The sequence below is a fragment of the Ardenticatena maritima genome (assembly GCF_001306175.1).
Classification (GTDB): Bacteria; Chloroflexota; Anaerolineae; order Ardenticatenales; family Ardenticatenaceae; genus Ardenticatena; species Ardenticatena maritima.
On sequence record NZ_LGKN01000003.1, the window covers coordinates 120,178 to 140,080 of the forward strand.

The following is a 19,903-nucleotide window of genomic DNA, read 5'->3' on the forward strand; positions in this document are numbered from 1 at the left end:
ACATATTAAGGCAACCACATTACGCTTGATTGGTTGATTAGGGAAAATATAAGTCAATGGATGCAAAAATTCTTTAACCATGTGCCCTAATATGCTAAACTGCTCATAGAGATTTATCTTGGGAATTGGTTAGTTACCCATTGTGCGCAGAGCCTTTTCTTTGCCGTGATCTAAAGAACACCAGCAAAAGAAAGGGCTTTTATTCAGAATTAGAGGTAGTTGGTTCAATTTCTGCAATACTTCGCCAGCCATCGTCGAACATGAAGTGATTAGCGTAGGCTGCAGGATTTGGTATGCAGTAAATACGGTAATTTTCACTTTCAGCTTGTTCAACTACGTACAGCCAGAATTTATCGCCTAGTTTTTGCGCTTTTTCAAATTGAGTTTTTGATAAAGTAACATATTGCCCATTCCATTTACCTGATAAAGACTTGACTTCAATATAGCGCACTATATTCCCTTCTTTATCCTTAGAAAGAATATCGTACCCGGGATGAGTATGAGGCATTGATTCTGGAATACGCCCCGCATTCTTCTCAAAGTCTAAAACCCGCTGAATGCCGGCTTGATCTATCCGCTTTCTATGTTCTTGGCTTATGCTTGGAGAATCTTCTGTTGTGAGTGCTGCAGATTCATCAGAGTGAATGACATAGCTCCTGAGTACCATACGTGTAGATTGGCGATGGCGGGATGAATTTTTCTTTTTTGAATATTTTTCAGTAAGCGGGAAGTCGTATGCTTTTCTAGTTTTTGGGGGTGCCTGATGTTTTTCTTCATTCAGATTTTCAGCAGGGTTGGATTTGATAGATTCGTCCAAAAGAGTATCAGCAGGAGTGTTATGTGTTTGAGTACTCTCGGGAGGATATATCGTCTCAATAAACCTATCCTCACCTAATGTATTAATAGCCTCAACATTCTTCGTCACTTGGGTAGGTATCTCTCCTAAGGGAGCATAGTATAATTCATCAAGTGTTCTTTGGGCTTCCTTAAAAGTTTTTGCAGCGAGTACGTCTTTAAATGCTGACGCCAAAAGTCCTGGGTCTCCATCTGCAAGTAAGGCTAGAGCCAATTCGCGGGCTAAGGGTAGGTAAGGATATTCCCTATTTTGTGGTGTAAAAAGAAGCAAGTTGTCTTTTTCAATATAAAGAGCAGATATTGTCTCTGGATTACTTATGATTTCACGATTAAAAGCTTGCAATCGATATCGAATTTTTAATAATGCAACAGATTGACAGCGTAAAGTATCTAAACGAAGCAGTTGTTTCTCACGGATATCTTTATCTGCAGATGCTACTATCCGCTGGAAAAGGAGGCGGCGAGTCCGAATGATCTCGGTCAATTCGAGATCATCAACTCTTTGTTCACATTCAACAATTTGTACTTGAACAGCCTCTCTGAGTAATCGAACCCCCGCAGCCGTTAAAGCTTTGCGTGTATTCAGGGGGGGGATAACAATGTTCCCTTTCAAAAAATCATTAAATTTATTTGCAAGACCGTGCTGGTCTTCTATGAAAATCCAACTTGGCTGATATAAAATTCGTTGGTTGTTGGGAACACATTTGATTGTTTGCAAGGTTTTAAGTGCTTGGCTTACAATGTTTTCGTTTTCATTTTCTAATGCTTCGTTGAGCATGATCCAGCAATGCCAAAGCACAGTATGTGCTTCCTCGTCTAGAGGTATATTTCTGGAGCCAAATTCTTCCGAAATTTCTTGTAATACCTTTAAAGCATCTTCCCACGTGGGATGCTCTTTTACCCCGATTTTCTCTAGAAAATCATTGATTTGACGAAGGTTTGACTCGAGCTGCTTTCTATAACGTCCAAAATTATGTTGTTGCCAAAAAACTTCATCAGGCCTGTAATATGCTCCATCAGACCAGAGACATTTTGTTCCTTGTAGTTTTTTAATGTTAGGGTCATTGGTCTTGGAATTTAAGAAATTGTAAATTTCTTTATGAGGTTTTTTTTGTCGCTCAATGCAATGCAGTAAGTGATTGACAACCAATTCTGTGGGTGGAACATGTTGAACGCCCAAAAACTTAAGGAAATTACTAGCCTCATTTTGAACTGCCCTAGATAAGCCTAGAAATAGCGCTTGGCTCTCGAAAAGGTATTTCTGATATACAGCATATAATTCATCAGGCTTGTACCATTGGTCAATTTTCCCTTCAGCCGGAAGCCAAGCGATTCGTTTAAGTTTCTCTAGTTTTTGCTTCGTTACTTCATTGGCTGTTTGATAATATTGGTCTAAAAATCCTACAATGAGTTCGATTTGTTTCACGGATTCAGGACTATAGTGTCTCGAAGAAATTTCGTCGATTTTCTTCAAAAGATCGTCAATTCGCGGTTTATCTGCCACACCCAACCACCGGTACAGGTCCTCAATTGGTTCACTAGGCGGATTTTCAAGAAGAGCGTAGGGTGTAGAGTCACCAAGACACTTGCGCACGTCGGCATTAGGGAAGTAACATTCAGTAGCTGGATAAGAACGTCCGTCCGAACACTCTATAAGAGGAATCTGTGCTAGGATATCCCGGGCACTTGGATTTTCTTTTAACTCTCCAAGATGATGGGCTAAAAGACGCACTGCAGCGCGGCGCTTTTCGTGGGGGATATCATCTTTTAATGCTTCTGGAAGAAATTTAGTGGCATATGTAAGAAAATCAAGTTCTTGCACACCCAAATCACGTAAAAAATCGTAGCGCATACCAATAGCATGAAGATCAACCACATCGGCAAGACCAATCGGATCCTTAAAGTTACCTGGTAATGCAAGATCTGCTAGTCGTCGCAAATTCTTCCCACTGGGAAACATAGGGATTTGCTTGAAAGATTTTTTGAGATTTTTATCTTGCAAAACAATATCTCGTCGTTTTTCGAACCATTGTAAAATTTGATCGATTGGTAGATGCCGTTGCGCCCAAAGATGTTCTAGAAATTGAGAATCCATTTCTTGTAAAAGTTTCACTGCTACTCTGGCAGTAAATGGAGGACAGAGGTGGCGAAGAGGCTTAAACGCTTCCTCTGAAGATAAAAAAACAATATCTGGGCATAGACGTTTAAAAAGGTTTATCGTCTCCTCATCACTTTGATAAATGTCTTTGCAAGGCCAAAGAGATCCATCATCACCTGGGGCGAGTGGCAGAGATTTGATTCTTTCAGAAAATTCAGGTTGATGCTTTAACAGAAGGGCTATTTCCGACCATAAAGCCTCGAGGTATTCTTTTTGGGCTAGCGCAGGGGGGAGTTCGTTAGGCTTGATACGCTGTATAAAACCTAACTCTTGAAATTTTTCATATATTGCTCTGATATCCAACTTATGTATTTTGATTTCACGAAGTAACGATTGGTATGGGCGTAGAATTTCGTTTACAATTTTGAAACCTAAGGCTTCGAGCACTGGTATTGCTTTAGATTCCTCTTTTTGTGAGAGAAAATATGCTTCTTTTGGAAGAACCCATTGCTTTTGTGTAGTGTAGATAACTCGTTCTTTGGCTAGGGATTCACGTGCGTATTCCCAGAATGCCTTTAGGGTAGGCTCGCCAGAGCATTTATTTTGCAAAAAAACTTCCCGAACCTTTTTCAAAAGTGCCCAAAATTTTTCGGGGCCAAGGATCTGAGGTAGTTGCTTAATGGCATCACCAAATGTCTGAGCAGCGGCCCGGAGAGCTGCTCTGTTCCACTCCGATTGGTAATCGTTTTCCAAAATAATACGTTTGCGGTCATTGGTAGTGTAAAAGTCAGCGTTAATATGGAATGGGAGCCCTGCATTATAGGTAGTAGGTAAATAGGCATATACCAAACCTTTTTCTAAGGATGCATCTGAGACAGCTAATGTTACTTTTGAAGAACGTTTGTCTTCAATTTGTTTATATTTTTGTTTTAAATTTACAGATTCTTCGGTGAAGTCTCCTTGAAATAGATACCAAATTCGATCATTCTCTGGGGCACCCTCACTTACGATCATTTGACCGTCTAGATGAATCTTTTCAAACGTGCGTACAAGTTGGCCATTGTAAAGAATCGAAAGCTTCTTAAGATGCTTAAGAAACAAAATAGCCTCAGGAAGGAAGGATTCTAACTCTTGGCGAAATCGCTGTGGTCCATCTGGGGGGACAGATTCAACACGTAAGGAACTCCGTAAATGAGATCCTTTTTCATATGCCCATGGCAAGATGAAGCGAGTTCTTGGTAAATGTCCTTTTTGGCATGTGGTGCATCCACCACATGCCATAATACGTTTCTCTTCGGGATTATCCTCGCGGATTTTCCAGTGTCGCCCTGCAGAGATAAGCTCTGGATAATCGGTAATCTGGTAAACAGCGATAAAGCCAATACCAAAAGCGCCAATGGTATCTTGTTGCCAGCGTTTGTCTCCTGAAGCCACAGAACGAAAACGATGAAAGTCACATTTATAGCCTCGTTCCTTTTTCCAAAGACATATTTCTTCTTCCGCATGACCACAATCGCTGAACACACTATCATTATCTACGATAAGTGCTTTATCCGTAATATCAAAAGACAGAGATGTCGCACGCGCGTCATCTGCATTCTGAATCAATTCACTGGCTAGAGTGCGATACCCTTGCAAATCGCGCAGTTTTGCACCAATGAAACCCAAATAGTCAACAGAGCGAGATAAGGGCCGATCTGCAGTCATAGTCTTCCTTCTCCTTAATAATTGCAACTATTTGTCTAGATTCGGGGATCTGCTCACTGCAAGTAAAATCCCACATACTCGCGCACTTCCCCCAGTTCTCTGTCAAAGTCCAGGCGGCCTTCTCGGCGGGGATTGCCCTGCGCGTCCACCAAGGGGTCGGCGGCCAGAGCGACCAGGTGGAGCACCTCGCCGGGGGGCGGGGGCGGCGCAGGCCGGTCCACCAGGCGCAGAAAGCCGTAGTCCAGGCAGAGCGGGGCCTTGCGGTCGGGCAGCGCGGCGAACTCCCAGGGCAGGGCGTCGGCCGCTTCGTCCGCGTCCAGGAGCAAAAGCCCGTCGGGGTCCGCGTCCAGGCGTTCCAGCAGGGCTTGGCCGCCCAGGGCGCGGAAAAGCGCCAGCCCAGGCGTGTTTGTATCGTCATCGTGCTGAAAGGTTTGCAGGTCTGGCAGCGCGCTCAGTGGCGTCTCGGCGACAGTCTGGTCGTCCAGCGTGGTGCGTACAACGCCTTGCCAGGTGCGCAGGCGGAGCAGAACGGCCATGAGCATCCCTCACGTGTCGGTCGAATATAGCGCGGTGATAAGGCAACTATACGCCAGCGTTGAATGGGCGTCAATCTGTTGGGGCGGGGGCGTGTTGGGTGGTGATGTGTTGCCTCGATATACTCCTCTTCACTTCAATGCCCCCTCCTCAAAGCCTTCTCAATCTCGCGCTGGAAAGCTCGATGGCGGGGGAAACGCTCGCGAATAGTGCGTATTCCATGAGTGTGAGGTGCTGGCGTGCAAGGTCCACAGCCAGAGCTGCTCCACGTTGGGCGATAACGCCTTGCGTGGTTGTCCGGAAAGGAGCACCAGGAAGAAAGAGTGCACCAATGCTTGGTCGCTGCTGTTGCTGCTCCAGCTAAGCACATCCTTCTCGGCAACGCCGGCATGCATTTACCGTTCACAGCCAATCCCGTCATGGTCGCCGTCGAAACGGTGGGGGTCGGGTGGTAAGACGCGAAAACGCCGATAGGGAATGTCGCCGCAATCCAAATCCGGGGGCGGTGGTGGAATGCAGACATCCGGATACGAGGGATCGCATTGATTCGCCGGGGGCGGCGGTGGCGGCGCGGGCGGGATGGGTGTGGGCGGTGGGACCGGGGTGGGCGGCGTCGCCCAAAGACCGCGCCCGGCGGCGATGGCTTCGCGTTGGAGGGCGACAAACCAATCGGCGCACGCCACATCCGGCGGCACTGTGAGCACCTGCGCATACCCTTGCCGCACAAGTTCCGCATTCACAAACGTGTCGCCGGCCACCACGTACCGCAACAAGCGCCCGTAGCGGTCGGTTTCGCTCACGTCACGCACCAGCAGAAGAGCGCCGTTGCCCAGCAAGCGGCGGTTGGCTTCGGTTGCGGCTGCATACAACGCATCTCCTCGCTCGGGCGTGTCAACGCCAATGTAGCGCACACGCACCACACGACCGTCCAGCAACACATCAATGGTATCGCCGTCCACCACACCGACCAACTGGGCGGATTGTGCGGGGCGTCCCGCAAGGCAAGATACTCCTGTGGACGCCACCACCGGCGAAGGTGTGGGCGTCGCCGTCGGCAAAGGCGGCGCGGCTACAATGGGCACGTGTGCATCTGCACCAAACGCTTGCACCACCCACGCCGCAACCCACGCTTTGCGTCCGTTATCCAGCAGAATGTACCACCATTCGCCTGTGCGGTCGCGCCCCACGATGGGGGCGGTTGCCCCTGAGGGCAGTTGCGTCACAGCCGGGTATGCTGTGCTCGGCCCGACGCGCACGTTCACAGCGGGAGAGGTGACGACCATGTAGGGCGTTGGCGTGGGCTGAGGGGTGCGCGTCGGCGTGTGTGTCGGGCGTGGCGTGTGAGTGGGGCGTGGGGTGGGAGAAGGCGTGCGCGTTGCCACAATCGCGGTGGGGCTTTGGCGTGCACTGCGCGGCTCGCTCTTTCGATCGTCGCTGATTTTCTCCACGACGTGAAACGTGACCACGCAAAGCAGCAGCCAGAACACAAGCGGAAGCCGAGGAAACGAGGACGGTTGCGGATTCTGGGTTTGCATACACACCTCTTTTCGCGCGTCGGCGCGCTCGCAACACTTCGGGAAACCGCGCAAGGAGAAAGGGAAATGAGTGTATCATCATTGGCCCCAAACGCGAAAAGCGCCTTGTGGTGCGTGCAAGAGGAAACCGGGCGGGCATAAGTGAGCACAACACAAAATCCCCACCAAGGCAGTGGGGATTTTTGTGGTTGGTTGGGGCTTGGTGGCGTGCTCCTCACCGACGAGAAACACCCTCCACTTCCACCGCCTCCGCCAGCCGCGCCAGCCACGCTTCTTCGGCGTCGGCGATGGCGGCAAGCGCCTCGGCCGCTTGCGTGAAACCGTCCCAATCGTTCTCGATGAACGTGCGCTTGAAAATCTGCGCCAGCGCTTGCCAGCGCCGCCCAATGGCTTCGGCCTCTTCAGCCAGCGCCGCCAGCGCGGGGACCCACGCCGCCGCTTCGCGCAAGAACTGCGCATAGAGCAGGCGGAACGCACCGCCCCCTGTGCCGCGCTTTTCAATCGTCTGGTAGGCGAACCGCGCCACCCACTGCGGATTGGGGGCGTGGCGGCTCTCCGGCAGGGCGGCGATGTAGCGCCGCATGGCGGGCAAGCCCACCGCCTCGGGCGTGTCGGGCGCGAGCATCTCCTCCACAACGACGCGCACCGCGCGGCGAATGAGCGGCGCGCCCATGTGCAGGTGCACACGCGGCGCGGGCGCCCAGTGGTACGCTTCGGTGAGCGGCGAGGGGTTGGGACCCATGGCGCGCTGGAGCGCATCCAGCGGCACGGGTTGCGGCTCGTCGGCGATGACGTCCGCCAGCCAGGCGGTGTTGGCCTCCACGTCAAGCCCGACGATGACGACGCCATGCCCGGCAAAATGCACGCCGTCGTAGTAGGGCAGCGGTTGAATGTCGGTTTGCGCCAGAAGCGGGCGACCACGTTCAAGCGCCTCGCGCATGGCGTGGGGGTCCCAGCGGCGCGCCCATGTGAGCGGCGCGCCCACGTTGGCGTAGAACTTGCCTTCCAGGTCGCGGGCGCGCCCGTTGAAGCGCAGGGCGGGCGGCTGGTCGGGGTCGGGCCAGAGGACGAAGCCCAACCCGCTCCCCAGCCCAAAAACCATGGCTTCGCTGAGATGGACGCCGTCGTAGGCGAGCACGTCGCGCACGCTGGTGGATGAACAGTGCACACCCACGGCGTGCGGCAGGGGCAGCAGCGTGTTCGGTTTAGGCGTCCTCGGTTGCGTCTTCACCATACACAATCTCCTCTAACGATTTGGTGCGGGCGTGCATCAATCGCATGAACCGTTTCTGGAACTGGCGTGTGGCGTATTCCTGAAACTCATCACGCGAGAGCCCGAACGGCATCGCGCCGTAGCGGCTTTCATGGCGGTCAAAAATTTCGTGCACCACGCCCAGCGCCACCGGCAGAAGCGTCCCCATGGTCTGCTCAATCGCGTTCCAAACGGGGTCGCCGTGTTCGGCTACCAGGCGCGAGAGGAAGTAGATACCAAACGCAATGTGGCGCGATTCGTCGCGCTTGATGTGCACAAGGCCGGCGATGGTGCCGGGCATCAGGTTGTTGCGTTCCAGCGCGGCGTGCCAGGCGTGATAGCCCGTTTCGGCGAGCACGCCTTCCACAATCATGTTGTAGGTCACCGAGGCAACCGCCTGGTTTACGGGCGAGGGCTCTTCTTCCAGGCGGTGCAGGGCGTTCGGGAGCGCCTCGTAGAAAATGCGGCGGTAGTTTTCGCCGTGGTACTCGTGTAAATCGCGGGTGACGCCGATGGCTTCAAAGAAGCGGGCGAAAAAGTCCACATGCTTGGCTTCTTCCCAAAGGAATGAGGTGAGGTAGATTTCATCTTCCAGCCGCCCCTCGCGCGCGACGGTTTGCAACAGCGGCAGCAAGTCGAGCGTGACGGCTTCCTCACCGGCTTCAAAGAGCGCCGCCAGTTGCAAGATGGCGTCTTGTTCGGGGTCGGAAAGGCGGTTCCAGTCGGCGGTATCTTGCGAAAAATCGAGGTCGGCGGGGTTCCAGACGCCCAGTTTTTTGGCGCGTTCCCACAAACGCAGGGCGGCGTGCTGGCGGTTGAGGGCGCCGCGCGTGGCGGTGAGAAACTGCGTGCGGGTGTAGTCCATACGCTTCCTCCTCTCTGGCACGGTTGCTCGGGGTTGCGGTGAAAGTATAGCCGCAAAAGAAAAACCTGTCAGGCCGTTGCCGACCTGACAGGTTCGGGTGGAGATACGCGAAGCGGCTTAGTTGCGGCTTTCGCGCAGCATGTTGCGCAACACCGTGTGGAGAATGCCGCCGTTGCGGTAGTATTCGACTTCCACGGGCGTATCCAGGCGCACAATGACCTCGAAGGTCTTGGTCTCGCCGCTTTCGGAGTCGGTGGCTTGCACGGTCAACGTCTGGCGCGGTTGCAGGTCGTTGTCAATGCCGAGGATGTCGTACACTTCGCGCCCCGTCAGCCCGAGCGATTCGGCGTTTTCGCCTTCCTTGAATTGCAGCGGCAGGACGCCCATCCCCACCAGGTTGCTGCGGTGGATACGCTCGAACGATTCGGCGATGACCGCTTTGATTCCCAGCAGGTAGGTGCCTTTGGCCGCCCAGTCGCGCGAACTACCGGTGCCGTATTCCTTGCCGGCGATGACCAGCAACGGCGTGCCGTCTTGCTTGTAGCGCATGGCGGCGTCGTAAATCCACATTTCTTCGCCCGTGGGGAAGTAAACCGTCCAGCCGCCTTCCTTGCCGGGCACCAGTTTGTTGCGCAGGCGCACGTTGGCGAACGTCCCGCGCATCATCACTTCGTGGTTGCCGCGGCGTGCGCCGTAGGTGTTGAAGTCCTTGGGCTGGACGCCCTTGGAGAGCAGGTATTGCCCGGCGGGGCTGTTCACCAGAATGGGACCGGCGGGCGAGATGTGGTCGGTGGTGATGGTGTCGCCCAGCAAGGCGAGCACGCGCGCCCCACGGATAGGCGTCAGGTCGGGCACGTCGAGCGGGAAGTCCATGAAGAAGGGCGGTTCCTGGATGTAGGTTGAATTCGGATCCCACTCGTAAATTTTGCCCTTGGGAATTTCGAGCGCCTTCCAGTGCTCATCGCCTTCAAAGACGTTGGCGTACTCTTCGCGGTACATTTCAGGCTTGAGGGCGCGGCGAATGTACGAGCGGATTTCTTCCTGCGTCGGCCAGATGTCGCGCAGATAGACGGGTTGCCCGTTGGGGTCGTGCCCGATGGGTTCGTGCTCGAAGTCAATATCCACCGTGCCCGCCAGCGCAAAGGCGATGACCAGCGGCGGCGAGGCGAGGTAGTTGGCGCGCACGTAGGGGTTGATACGCCCTTCAAAGTTGCGGTTGCCGCTGAGCACAGCGCTTACCACCAGGTCGTTTTCGGTGATGGCGTTGGCAATGGCTTCTGGCAGCGGACCACTGTTGCCAATGCAGGTGGTGCAGCCGTAGCCGACGATGTGGAAGCGCAGCGCTTCGAGGAAGGGCAGCAACCCCGATTCTTCCAGATACTTGCTCACCACGCGCGAACCAGGTGCAAGGCTGGTTTTGACGTGCGGCTTGACCGTCAAACCGCGCTCCACGGCTTTCTTGGCGAGCAAGCCCGCGCCAATCATCACCGAGGGGTTGGACGTGTTGGTGCACGAGGTGATGGCGGCGATGACCGTCGAGCCGTGCGTGATGTGGGCGTCCACGTCGTCAATGCTGAATTCGACTTCGTGGTTCTTGTAGAGCGAGGTGCGTTCGGTGCTGGTGGGCAGTTCCTTGCCCGTTTCGAGCGCCTCAATCACCTCGGGGTCAATGCCGGTGGTGTCCACCTCGCGCCCAAAGGTTTTCTTCATGTCGAGCCAGAACGAGCGCTTGATGTCTTTCAGCAAAATGCGGTCTTGCGGGCGCTTGGGACCAGCCACGCTGGGCTGCACGGTGCCCATGTCGAGTTCGAGCGTGTCGGTATAGACCGGTTCGGGCGCGTCATCAGTGCGGAAGAGCCCTTGCTCCTTGGTGTAGCGTTCGACAAGGTCCACCAGTTCTTCACTGCGACCGGTGCCGATGAGATAGCGCAGGGTTTCTTCGTCCACGGGGAAGAAGCCCATGGTTGCGCCGTATTCGGGCGCCATGTTGGCAATGGTCGCGCGGTCGGCGAGGCTCAGTTTGCTGACGCCGGGACCGTAGAATTCGACGAATTTCCCGACGACGCCTTTCTGGCGCAGCATTTGGGTGATGGTGAGCACCAGGTCGGTCGCCGTCGCGCCTTCGGGCAGTTCACCGTAGAGTTTGAAGCCCACCACTTCGGGGATGAGCATGTAGATGGGTTGCCCCAGCATGTTGGCTTCGGCTTCAATCCCGCCGACGCCCCAGCCAAGCACACCCAGCCCGTTGATCATGGTGGTGTGCGAGTCGGTCCCCACCAGCGAGTCGGGGAAGGCCACACGCTCGCCGTTCACTTCGACCAGGTGCACCACCTTCGCCAGATATTCGAGGTTGACCTGGTGGATGATACCGGTGGCCGGCGGCACCACGCGGAAGTTGTCGAACGCCGTTTGCGCCCAGCGCAACAGCGTGTAGCGCTCGCGGTTGCGTTCGTATTCGCGTTCCGCGTTGAAGAAGAGCGCATACGCCGAACCGAACGCATCCACCTGCACGGAGTGGTCAATCACCAGGTCGGCGGGGATGTGGGGATTGATGCGGGTCGGGTCGCCACCGTAGCGCTGCATGGCGGAGCGCATCGCCGCGAGGTCCACCACGGCGGGCACACCCGTGAAGTCTTGCAGGACGACGCGGGCGGGCAAGTAGGGCACTTCGCGCGCCGGCACGTTCTTCGCGTCATAGCCCGCCAGTGTCGCCACGTCCTCTTCCGTCACGCGGAAGCCGTCCACCTGCCGCAACACCGATTCCAGCAGGACGCGGATGGAGTAGGGCAACCGCGAGATGGTGCCGAGCCCCTCTTCTTCGAGGCGGCTCAAGCGATAGATGACAGCTGGGCCACTGCCGGTTTCAAAGGTATCTTTTGCGCCGAATGGGTTTGGTAAAGTCATAGGCTCACCTCTTTTGGTTGAACAATTTATTCCTCCGATGGTGTGACGGAACCTCCTGTCCAGGAGGGTGCGTCGCTTGCGGGAAAACTTTCTTCCAGCGCTTCATCCACAGGGTCGAAGGTCGCTTCAAATTGCCGGCTTTGGCGTTCAAACGTCGTGGCTAGTATGTCAAACGCCTCGCTTTCGACCGCCGGCCAGATTTCCGTTTTGGCGTAGCCGACGGAGCGGAGCACCATGGCGGCTTTGAGCGCGTGCTGATTGTCGGGTGCTTCGAGAATGTAGAGCGTGTCGTAAGGACCCAGGAGCGAATAGCGCGCGTGTATCTGGGCATTGGGGCAAAGCGCGGCAAGTTTGGCGCGTGCTTTGCGTTCCAGCGCAGTGAACGAAATCGTTGCGTGTGTTGGGTGTGGTGCCAGTGTGCAGGCAATCAGGTATGTCGCCATGCGCCCCTCCCTGTGGTTCTGACATTTGAGACGGCGCGCCTATTATACCAGAGTTGGCGGATGGCAAAAGAGCGTTGCGGCGGAGCACGCCCATCGAACGCGCGCTCAATCGCCGCGGTGGTGAAATAAGCGCATGTTGGGGTGGGAGAAGAAGGCTATTTTGTGCGCCTTGCTAAATCCGATACAATGGCTCGGCGAGCCTTTGCTCAGAAAGGCCGAAAATTGAAAGATGCAGGAGGAGAAGTATGCGCAAACGAACATTGTTGTTCATCTTGCTGTCGCTTCTGGCGCTCCTGCTGGCGGCTTGTGGTGGTTCATCGGAAGAGCCCGCAGCCGGCGGCGAGGAAAGCGCACAGACCACCGAGGAAACCAGCGGTGGCGAAGAAGCCATGACGTTCAAGGTCGGTCTCGTGACGGACGTGGGCGAGATTGACGATAAGTCGTTCAACCAGTCGGCGTGGGAAGGCGTCTTGCGTGCACAGGAAGAGTTGGGCGCGGAAGTGGATTACATCGAAACCAAAGACGCCAAGGACTACGAAGAAAACATCCGCCTCTTCGCCGACCAGGGCTACAACGTCATCGTGACGGTCGGTTTTGCGTTGGGTGAAGCCACCGCCAAGATGGCCGAAGAATACCCCGACATCTACTTCATCGGCGTTGACCAGTTCCAGGCGCCGGGCACGGAAAAGCCCAACCTGGCTGGCTTGATCTTCAATGAAGACAAGGCGGGCTTCCTGGCGGGCGCGCTGGCGGCGCAAATTACCAAGAGCGGCAAGATTGCGGCTGTGCTGGGGACCGACCTGGTGCCGCCTGTGGTGGCGTTCAAGGAAGGCTACGAAGCCGGTGCCCGCTACATCAACCCCGATATCGAAATCATCTCGACCTACCACCCCGGCGGTCTGGATGTGGCCTTCACCGACCCCGAATGGGGCGCAGCGACGGCCAAGCAAGCCATTGACCAGGGCGCTGATGTCATCTTCGGCGCCGGCGGCAAGACCGGCAACGGGGCGTTGATTGAAGCCGCCTCGCACGAAGGCGTCTACTGCATTGGTGTGGACACCGACCAGTGGCTGACGGTGCCCGAAGCGCATCCCTGCCTCGTTTCCAGCGCGATGAAGCTGATCACGCCGGGCGTCTTCGACCTCATCAAGATGGCGAAGGAAGGCAACTTCCCGAGCGGCAACTACGTGGGTGAAGTCGGTTTGGCGCCGTTCCACGACTTTGAAGACAAGATCCCGCAAGAAGTGAAAGACAAGCTGAAGGAAATCGAAGAAGGCTTGCGCAACGGCACGATCGAAACCGGCTACAACCCCGGCTGATGGCCTCTTCGGTGGGCGTCCACGTTTCATACGTGGGCGCCCACTTTCCGTTGAAGAGGAGAGTGGGTGGCGCAAACGTCTCCCTGTTTGTTCCTCCCCCTCTGCTCTTCACAATTCTCAAAGCGAGGAAAAACGAAGATGGCTGATGCAAAGATAGCAAACGGAACACCCCCAACGCTTTGGCAGCGGTTTGTGCAGGCGTTGACGATTCCCCTGTTGGCTGTGGTGCTAGCCATGGTGGTCGGGGCGATCATCATCGTGATTGCCGGCGCGGACCCCGTGGGAGGCTACACGGCTATGTTCCGCGGGGCGTTGGGCTCGGCGCGCGGTCTGGCGCGCACCTTTGAAAAGGCGACCCCGTTGATTTTCTCCGGGCTGGCGGTGGCGTTTGCCTTCAAGGCGGGCTTGTTCAACATCGGCGCGCAAGGGCAGCTGATTTTGGGCGCGATTGCCGCCGCCTACGTTGGGTTTGCGTTTGAAGGGTTGCCCCCCGTTGTGCACTTGCCGCTGGCGTTGGCGGCTGGCATGCTGGCGGGCGCGATTTGGGGCGCTATTCCGGGGGCGCTCAAAACGTTCACAGGCGCGCACGAAGTCATCACGACGATTATGCTCAACTTCGTCGCCATCAACCTGACGGACTACCTGGCGAATGGCCCCTGGAAAGACCGTTCGCCGGGCAACATCGTTGCGCGTACACCCGCCATTTTGCCCTCGGCGGAATTGCCTTCGATTGGCGTGGTGCCGCTGGGCTTGCTGATTGCGATTGTCATGGCGGTGCTGGCGTGGTGGGTGTTGGGCAACACCACCTTTGGCTACGAAATCCGCGCAGTCGGGTTGAATCCGGCGGCGGCGCGCTATGCGGGCATGTCGGTGGGGCGCACCGTGATTGCCAGTATGGCGATTAGCGGCTTGCTGGCTGGTTTGGGGGGCGCGGTTGAGACGCTCGGCATTATTGGCCGCTATCAACCCGGCTTCAACACAGGGCTGGGGTTTGACGGCATTACGATTGCCTTGCTGGCGCAAACCAGCCCGCTGGGCGTCGTCCCCCGCCGCGTTGTTGTTTGGCGTGATGCGCGCCGGCGCGAACCAGATGCAGTTGTATGGCGTGGACGCTGAGATTATCGGCATTGTGCAGGGCACAATGCTGCTCTTTGTCTCGGCGCCCATCATCATTCGCAAACTCTTCCGCTTGCGTGCGCCCGAAGGGGGCGAAGAAGTGGTGCTCAGCACCGGCTGGGGCAGTTCGGGCTGAGTTGTTTTTGACCTGAGACCATATCCTTGAAGGCTTGCGAGGGATATTGATGCCAAATGATGCTTTGACAATGGTACGCCAACGGAGTTCGTGGTTGCTGATAGCCGGCGTCGCGGCGCTGATTTTCGTTTCGTATGGCGCCACGCCTGCGGTGACGACGGCTCTGCTGGCTTCGACAATTCGGCAATCAACGCCCTTGATTTTGGGGGCGTTGTCGGGGATTTTCTGTGAGCGCTCGGGCGTCATCAACATTGCCATTGAAGGCATGATGCTCATGGGCGCGTTCGTGGGCTTTTTGGCGAATGTCTACACGGGCAATTTGTTCCTGGCTGTGCTCGCCGCGATTCTCATGGGGGCGTTGATGGGGCTGGCGCATGCGTTCATGTCCATCACGCTCAAGATGGACCAGATTATCAGCGGCACGGTGCTCAACATTCTGGCGCTGGAATTGACGGGGTTCTTTTATCAACAAGGGTTGACGACACAGGGCAAGTTGACGCCCATTCGTATCCCCGTGCTGGCTGACATTCCACTCATTGGACCGGTGTTGTTTAATAATCCACCCATCACCTACCTCTCGCTGGTGCTGGTGGTGGTGGTGCACATTCTGCTGTTCCGCACGGTCTGGGGGCTGCGCACCCGCGCTGTGGGTGAACACCCCAAAGCCGCCGACACCGTCGGCATTGACGTTATCCGCATGCGCTACATCAACGTCATCATCGGCGGCATGATTGCCGGGCTCGCCGGCGGCTACCTCACGCTGGAAGCGGTGGGCTCGTTTGAGCGTGCGATGACCAACGGGCGCGGTTTCGTGGCGTTGGCGGTGATGATTTTCGGTAAATGGACGCCGCTCGGCGCCTGGGGCGCGGCGTTGCTCTTTGGGTTTGCGAACGCTTTGCAAACACAGTTCCAGTTCCTGGGGATTAGCACCATTCCACATCAGTTTGTCGGCATGTTGCCCTACATCTTGACGATTGTGGTGTTGGCCGGCTTCGTCGGGCGTGCTCGCCCACCCGCTGCCATTGGCCAGCCCTACGAGAAGGAGTAAGCCATGAGCGCCGAAGTGGTCTTGGAAGTTCGCAATATCACCAAAACGTTCCCCGGTGTGGTGGCAAACGACAACGTGAGCCTGACGCTCCACCGGGGGGAAGTGCTGGCGTTGCTGGGGGAAAACGGCGCGGGGAAATCCACGCTGATGAACATCATCTACGGATTGTATCATCCCGACAGTGGCGAGATTATCGTCAAGGGCAAAAAAGTGCAGTTGGGCAGCCCGCGCGAAGCTATTGAGCATGGCATTGGCATGGTGCACCAGCACTTTATGCTGGTGCCCGTGATGAGCGTGGTGGAAAATGTGATGCTGGGGATTGAATCCACCAGCGGCCCCTTCCTCAACAAGCGCGAAGCCGCCGAACGCATTCGCCAGATTTCCGAACAGTACGGGCTCAAAGTAGACCCCTACGCAATTGTTGAGGATTTGCCGGTTGGGGTGCGTCAGCGTGTCGAAATCATCAAAACCCTCTACCGCGAAGCCGACATTCTCATTCTGGACGAACCGACCGCGGTTTTGACGCCTCAGGAAGTCGACGAACTTTTTGAAATCATCGAAGCGTTGACGTCGCAAGGGAAGTCGGTGATTTTCATTTCGCACAAGCTCAAGGAAGTGCTTACCATTGCCGACCGCATTACTGTTTTGCGGCGTGGGAAGGTGGTTGGCACAGTACGCCCCGAAGAGACCAACGAGCAACAGTTGGCGGAGATGATGGTGGGGCGTTCGGTGTTGTTGCGTGTCGAAAAACCGCCCCGCGATGCCGGTATGCCTGTGCTCGAAGTGGAAGACCTCTGGGTGCGTGATGATACCGGCCATATGGCGGTGCGGGGTGTCTCTTTCACCCTCTACGCGGGCGAAATTCTGGGGATTGCCGGCGTGCAGGGCAACGGGCAAACCGAATTGGTGAAGGCGCTCAGCGGCTTGAAGCATGTCGAAAAAGGGCACATTCGCATTGCCGGTCAACCCGTGACAAACCTTTCACCGCGCACCTTCTACGAGTTGGGCTTGGGGCACGTGCCCGAAGACCGTCAGCACGATGGATTGATTTTGAGCCTGCCTATCAAGGACAACATCATCCTCAACACCTACTACAAGCCGCCCTATTCCGAAAACATGGTGCTCAAACATGACGTGATTGCCGAAACGGCGGAGCGCCTGGTGAAGGAATTTGACGTGCGCACACCGGGGATCTACACCCGCGCCGGGGCGTTGTCGGGTGGGAACCAGCAAAAGGTGATTATCGCTCGTGAATTTTCGCGCCCTATTCGCGTGCTGTACGCTGTCCAGCCGACGCGCGGGCTGGACGTGGGCTCTATCGAATACATCCACCGGCGTTTGGTGGAGAAGCGGAATGAGGGCGCGGCGGTCTTGCTGGTTTCAACAGAGTTGGACGAGATTTTGTCGCTTTCGGACCGTGTGGCGGTGATGTATGAAGGGCAAATCATGGCGATTTTGCCTGTCGAGGAAGCCACTGCGGAGCGCCTGGGGTTGTTGATGGCGGGTATCCGTGAAGAGTCCACGCCGCCGAAAACGCCCGCCGCCAACGATTGAGCGTGGAGCCGTGTGAAGAAAAAAGCCCCCGCCGCGCGGCGGGGGCTTTTGGTTTTTCGGGCAAGGGCTTTATTCGCCCGCAATGTTGGCAAGCGCCGAGATGGCGTGTGTCAGCCATTGCGCCACCTCGGTCGCCAGGACGCCCCGGTCGGTCTCGTACTCGTCCGCCAGCAAACGCCCCGCAAGCCCATGCAAGAAGACGCCCAGGCGTGCCGCGTCGTAAGGGGCGAGCCCCTGCGCCAGCAAGCCGCCAATCAACCCCGCCAGCACGTCGCCGGTGCCTGCGGTTGCGAGCACGGGCGTGGCAAACGGCGACACACTAACGTGCCCATCCGGCGCGGCAATGATGGTGTAGGCGCCTTTGAGCACAACGGTTTGTTGCCATTCTTGCGCTTTTTGCTGCGCCAGTTGGAGACGGTTCGCCTGCACATACGACGGTTCAACCCCGCAGAGACGCGCCATTTCGCCCGGATGCGGCGTGAGCACGAAGTGATTGGGGGGCAGGCGCGGCGCCCATTCTTCATCGAACGCTGCCAAGGCGTTCAGCGCGTCGGCGTCAATCACGGTGGGGGGCAGTGTCGGGGCTTCTGGTTCGGGGGTGGCGTGTTCTTTGATGAAGCCGATGCCGCTCGGTCGTGGCGCAACATGCGCGCGAAGCCCCAACAGCGCCCATACAAACGCAAAGGTCATCTCTTCTTGCCCCAAACCGGGTCCCAAAACCAGAGCGTCGTAGGCGGGAATCTCGTCGGCGAGGACTTTGATGGCGTCCGGTTTGAGTGCGCCCAGGTCGTGGGGGAGCATGAGCCAGGTGCAGTTGGTGAGGTCTTGCTTGGGGGCAAGCGCCATCGCCACCAGGTCGGGTACACCGAGCGTAATCAACCCCGCGCCACTGCGCAGGGCGGCCATGGCTGCCAGACCGGGGGCGCCGGGGTAGTTGACGCTACCGCCAATGATGAGCACCCGCCCGAATGTGCCTTTGTGCCCCAACAAGGAGCGTTCCGGCAAGAGCGTGGCGGCGAGCGCCGGCGTCACCAGCTCGGCGATAGCGGGGCTGGCTTCTTTGACGGCTTCGGGAATGCCGATGTCGGCGACGATGATGGCTTTTTGCATGGTGGCGGCGGGCGAAAGCAGTTGCCCGACTTTGGGACCGGCGAATGTGATGGTGATGTCCGCCGGCACCGTCGCGGGGTCCACGGCGCCGGTGTCGCTGTTGATGCCCGTCGGGATGTCCACAGCCACAACGCTCAGGCGGTGCGGAATTTTGATGGAAAACGAGGGGTCTTCGGTGAACCAGACCAGCGGCGCGTCGTCGAATTGGCGCGAACGTTTTTGTTCTTCCTGCACAATCTTCAAGATGTCGGCGAGTGTGCCTTCGATGGGGCGGTTGAGCCCTGTGCCCAAGAGGGCGTCAATGACGATGTGCGCCCGCTCAATGGCACGTTGCAGGCGGTGCAGGTCTTCTTCGGCGGGAAAAATCGCGACACCTGTGGCGCGCGCTTGCTCGGCTTGTTGGTCTTGTTCGGGGCGTTTCCAGAGGAACGCCGTCACGCTGAAGCCGGCTTGCGCCAAAAAACGCGCGGCGACGAGCCCATCGCCCCCATTGTTGCCGGGTCCCGCAAGCACGACAACGCGCGTCTCTTCCGCAGGCCACAACATGTGAATCACACGGGCGACCGCTGCCCCTGCTTCTTCCATCATCTCCGCATAGGAATGACCAGCCGCATCGGCGGCGCGTTCAAGTGCCCGCATTTGTTCGGTGGTGTACACATAGATTGCCATGGCGTTTTGCTCCTTCTCAGGTTAGTACGTGAGGCATTCACTCGGTAAATGACCAATAAAGTTGGTGTAGTGAATGGCGATTTCATGCGGTTGGATAAATTCCAGGCGTGTGATGCCGGTGTTGTTGTGGTAGAAGTAAGCCGGCAACGGCTCGCGAAACGGCGCGCCAACCAGCACACGAACCAGCAACGTCAAGAAGATGCCGTGGCTGACCAGCCCCAGGCGTGCTTCGGGGTGCGCCGCGGCGTATGCGCGCAAGCGTTCGGCGACGCGCTGGGCGCGTTCGTGGGCTTGGGCGAATGTTTCCACTGTGGTCTGATGCCACCAGCCCCGTTCGGTGATGCTTGGGGGCAAATGCGCGTCTGGCAGGAGCGCCAGAATCTCCTCGCGGGTCATGCCTGGGAGGGGCTGCTGTTGGTCGTCCACACTATCGAAAATGCCCCCGACTTCGTGGATATCGTCCCAGACTTCGACGGGAAGAGATGCTTGCCTGGCAATGGCTTGCGCGGTTTCGATGGCGCGGCGCATGGGGCTGACGACGAGATGCGTGAGCAACGCTCTGCCGTGTGGGTGCTGGGTGTACGGTTCGGCGGCGTGAGCGATGAAGCGCGCCAGATGTTCAGCCTGCACGCGCCCCAAATCGGTGAGGGCGGGATCGGGGTCGCGCAGGCTCAGGTCTATGACGTCGGCGTCGCGAAAACGGGCGTTGTTGACCGATTCAGCATGTCGGATGAGATACAGGTTCATAGCGCCTCACA

General features: G+C 56.6%; 14 protein-coding genes. 5 read left to right on the forward strand and 9 right to left on the reverse strand.

Features of this window, described 5'->3' with window-relative positions; translation table 11 throughout:
- Positions 1-199: 199 nt before the first annotated feature.
- The 7 genes from SE16_RS15195 to SE16_RS00770 all read right to left on the reverse strand — a co-directional run bounded on the left by SE16_RS15195 (position 200) and on the right by SE16_RS00770 (position 12,193).
- Positions 200-4,660 (reverse strand): DUF3883 domain-containing protein, encoded by a 4,461-nt coding sequence (locus tag SE16_RS15195; protein ID WP_082374297.1) that lies wholly within the window; start codon positions 4,658-4,660, stop codon positions 200-202.
- A gap of 53 nt (positions 4,661-4,713) precedes the next feature.
- On the reverse strand, positions 4,714-5,196 hold the full coding sequence (locus SE16_RS00745; RefSeq protein WP_054493338.1) for a hypothetical protein: 483 nt from the start codon (positions 5,194-5,196) through the stop codon (positions 4,714-4,716).
- A 393-nt stretch (positions 5,197-5,589) separates the two neighbouring features.
- The gene (locus tag SE16_RS16545) at positions 5,590-6,729 is read right to left on the reverse strand and encodes a thermonuclease family protein (protein ID WP_060687084.1); all 1,140 of its coding nucleotides are present in this window, start codon (positions 6,727-6,729) and stop codon (positions 5,590-5,592) included.
- Between the two features lie 214 nt (positions 6,730-6,943).
- Positions 6,944-7,963, reverse strand: a complete 1,020-nt coding sequence (locus tag SE16_RS00755) for a BtrH N-terminal domain-containing protein (RefSeq protein WP_054492989.1) — start codon at positions 7,961-7,963, stop codon at positions 6,944-6,946.
- Positions 7,935-8,846 (reverse strand): R2-like ligand-binding oxidase, encoded by a 912-nt coding sequence (locus SE16_RS00760; protein WP_054492991.1) that lies wholly within the window; start codon positions 8,844-8,846, stop codon positions 7,935-7,937. The genes SE16_RS00755 and SE16_RS00760 overlap by 29 nt, the downstream gene beginning before the upstream one ends.
- A 117-nt stretch (positions 8,847-8,963) precedes the next feature.
- Positions 8,964-11,750 (reverse strand): aconitate hydratase AcnA, encoded by a 2,787-nt coding sequence (acnA, locus tag SE16_RS00765; protein WP_082374233.1) that lies wholly within the window; start codon positions 11,748-11,750, stop codon positions 8,964-8,966.
- Positions 11,751-11,776: 26 nt separating this feature from the next.
- Positions 11,777-12,193 carry a GYD domain-containing protein gene (locus tag SE16_RS00770; RefSeq protein ID WP_054492993.1) on the reverse strand — a complete coding sequence of 139 codons (417 nt, stop codon included), beginning with the start codon at positions 12,191-12,193 and terminating at the stop codon, positions 11,777-11,779.
- Between the two features lie 245 nt (positions 12,194-12,438).
- Between SE16_RS00770 and SE16_RS00775 the strand changes: the two genes are divergently transcribed.
- From SE16_RS00775 to SE16_RS00790, 5 genes are all read left to right on the forward strand, one after another.
- Entirely contained in the window at positions 12,439-13,512 is a 1,074-nt protein-coding gene (locus SE16_RS00775; protein WP_054492995.1) for a BMP family lipoprotein, read from the forward strand.
- Between the two features lie 138 nt (positions 13,513-13,650).
- Positions 13,651-14,628 (forward strand): ABC transporter permease, encoded by a 978-nt coding sequence (locus SE16_RS00780; protein WP_201782258.1) that lies wholly within the window; start codon positions 13,651-13,653, stop codon positions 14,626-14,628.
- On the forward strand, positions 14,603-14,764 hold the full coding sequence (locus SE16_RS16275; RefSeq protein WP_200907273.1) for a hypothetical protein: 162 nt from the start codon (positions 14,603-14,605) through the stop codon (positions 14,762-14,764). The genes SE16_RS00780 and SE16_RS16275 overlap by 26 nt, the downstream gene beginning before the upstream one ends.
- Before the next feature lie 70 nt (positions 14,765-14,834).
- Entirely contained in the window at positions 14,835-15,812 is a 978-nt protein-coding gene (locus SE16_RS00785; RefSeq protein ID WP_082374238.1) for an ABC transporter permease, read from the forward strand.
- 3 nt (positions 15,813-15,815) lie between these two features.
- Positions 15,816-17,366: an ABC transporter ATP-binding protein gene (locus SE16_RS00790; RefSeq protein WP_054492999.1), complete on the forward strand. Its 1,551-nt coding sequence runs from the start codon at positions 15,816-15,818 to the stop codon at positions 17,364-17,366.
- A 69-nt stretch (positions 17,367-17,435) separates the two neighbouring features.
- Here the strand turns inward: SE16_RS00790 and SE16_RS00795 are convergent, their stop codons facing one another.
- Both SE16_RS00795 and SE16_RS00800 read right to left on the reverse strand, forming a co-directional pair.
- Entirely contained in the window at positions 17,436-19,145 is a 1,710-nt protein-coding gene (locus SE16_RS00795) for an NAD(P)H-hydrate dehydratase (RefSeq protein WP_054493001.1), read from the reverse strand.
- A 21-nt stretch (positions 19,146-19,166) separates the two neighbouring features.
- Positions 19,167-19,892 carry a histidine phosphatase family protein gene (locus SE16_RS00800; RefSeq protein WP_054493003.1) on the reverse strand — a complete coding sequence of 242 codons (726 nt, stop codon included), beginning with the start codon at positions 19,890-19,892 and terminating at the stop codon, positions 19,167-19,169.
- Positions 19,893-19,903: the final 11 nt, after the last annotated feature.

Bases quoted from the DNA above. Each gene is read 5' to 3' on its own strand.
- SE16_RS00790 (WP_054492999.1), top strand. From the start codon at position 15,816: ATGAGCGCCGAAGTGGTCTTGGAAGTTCGCAATATCACCAAAACGTTC.
- SE16_RS00755 (WP_054492989.1), bottom strand. From the start codon at position 7,963: ATGGTGAAGACGCAACCGAGGACGCCTAAACCGAACACGCTGCTGCCC.
- SE16_RS00800 (WP_054493003.1), bottom strand. From the start codon at position 19,892: ATGAACCTGTATCTCATCCGACATGCTGAATCGGTCAACAACGCCCGT.
- SE16_RS00795 (WP_054493001.1), bottom strand. From the start codon at position 19,145: ATGGCAATCTATGTGTACACCACCGAACAAATGCGGGCACTTGAACGC.
- SE16_RS00745 (WP_054493338.1), bottom strand. From the start codon at position 5,196: ATGGCCGTTCTGCTCCGCCTGCGCACCTGGCAAGGCGTTGTACGCACC.
- SE16_RS15195 (WP_082374297.1), bottom strand. From the start codon at position 4,660: ATGACTGCAGATCGGCCCTTATCTCGCTCTGTTGACTATTTGGGTTTC.
- SE16_RS16275 (WP_200907273.1), top strand. From the start codon at position 14,603: ATGCAGTTGTATGGCGTGGACGCTGAGATTATCGGCATTGTGCAGGGC.
- SE16_RS00760 (WP_054492991.1), bottom strand. From the start codon at position 8,846: ATGGACTACACCCGCACGCAGTTTCTCACCGCCACGCGCGGCGCCCTC.
- acnA (WP_082374233.1), bottom strand. From the start codon at position 11,750: ATGACTTTACCAAACCCATTCGGCGCAAAAGATACCTTTGAAACCGGC.
- SE16_RS00770 (WP_054492993.1), bottom strand. From the start codon at position 12,193: ATGGCGACATACCTGATTGCCTGCACACTGGCACCACACCCAACACAC.
- SE16_RS16545 (WP_060687084.1), bottom strand. From the start codon at position 6,729: ATGCAAACCCAGAATCCGCAACCGTCCTCGTTTCCTCGGCTTCCGCTT.
- SE16_RS00780 (WP_201782258.1), top strand. From the start codon at position 13,651: ATGGCTGATGCAAAGATAGCAAACGGAACACCCCCAACGCTTTGGCAG.
- SE16_RS00775 (WP_054492995.1), top strand. From the start codon at position 12,439: ATGCGCAAACGAACATTGTTGTTCATCTTGCTGTCGCTTCTGGCGCTC.
- SE16_RS00785 (WP_082374238.1), top strand. From the start codon at position 14,835: ATGGTACGCCAACGGAGTTCGTGGTTGCTGATAGCCGGCGTCGCGGCG.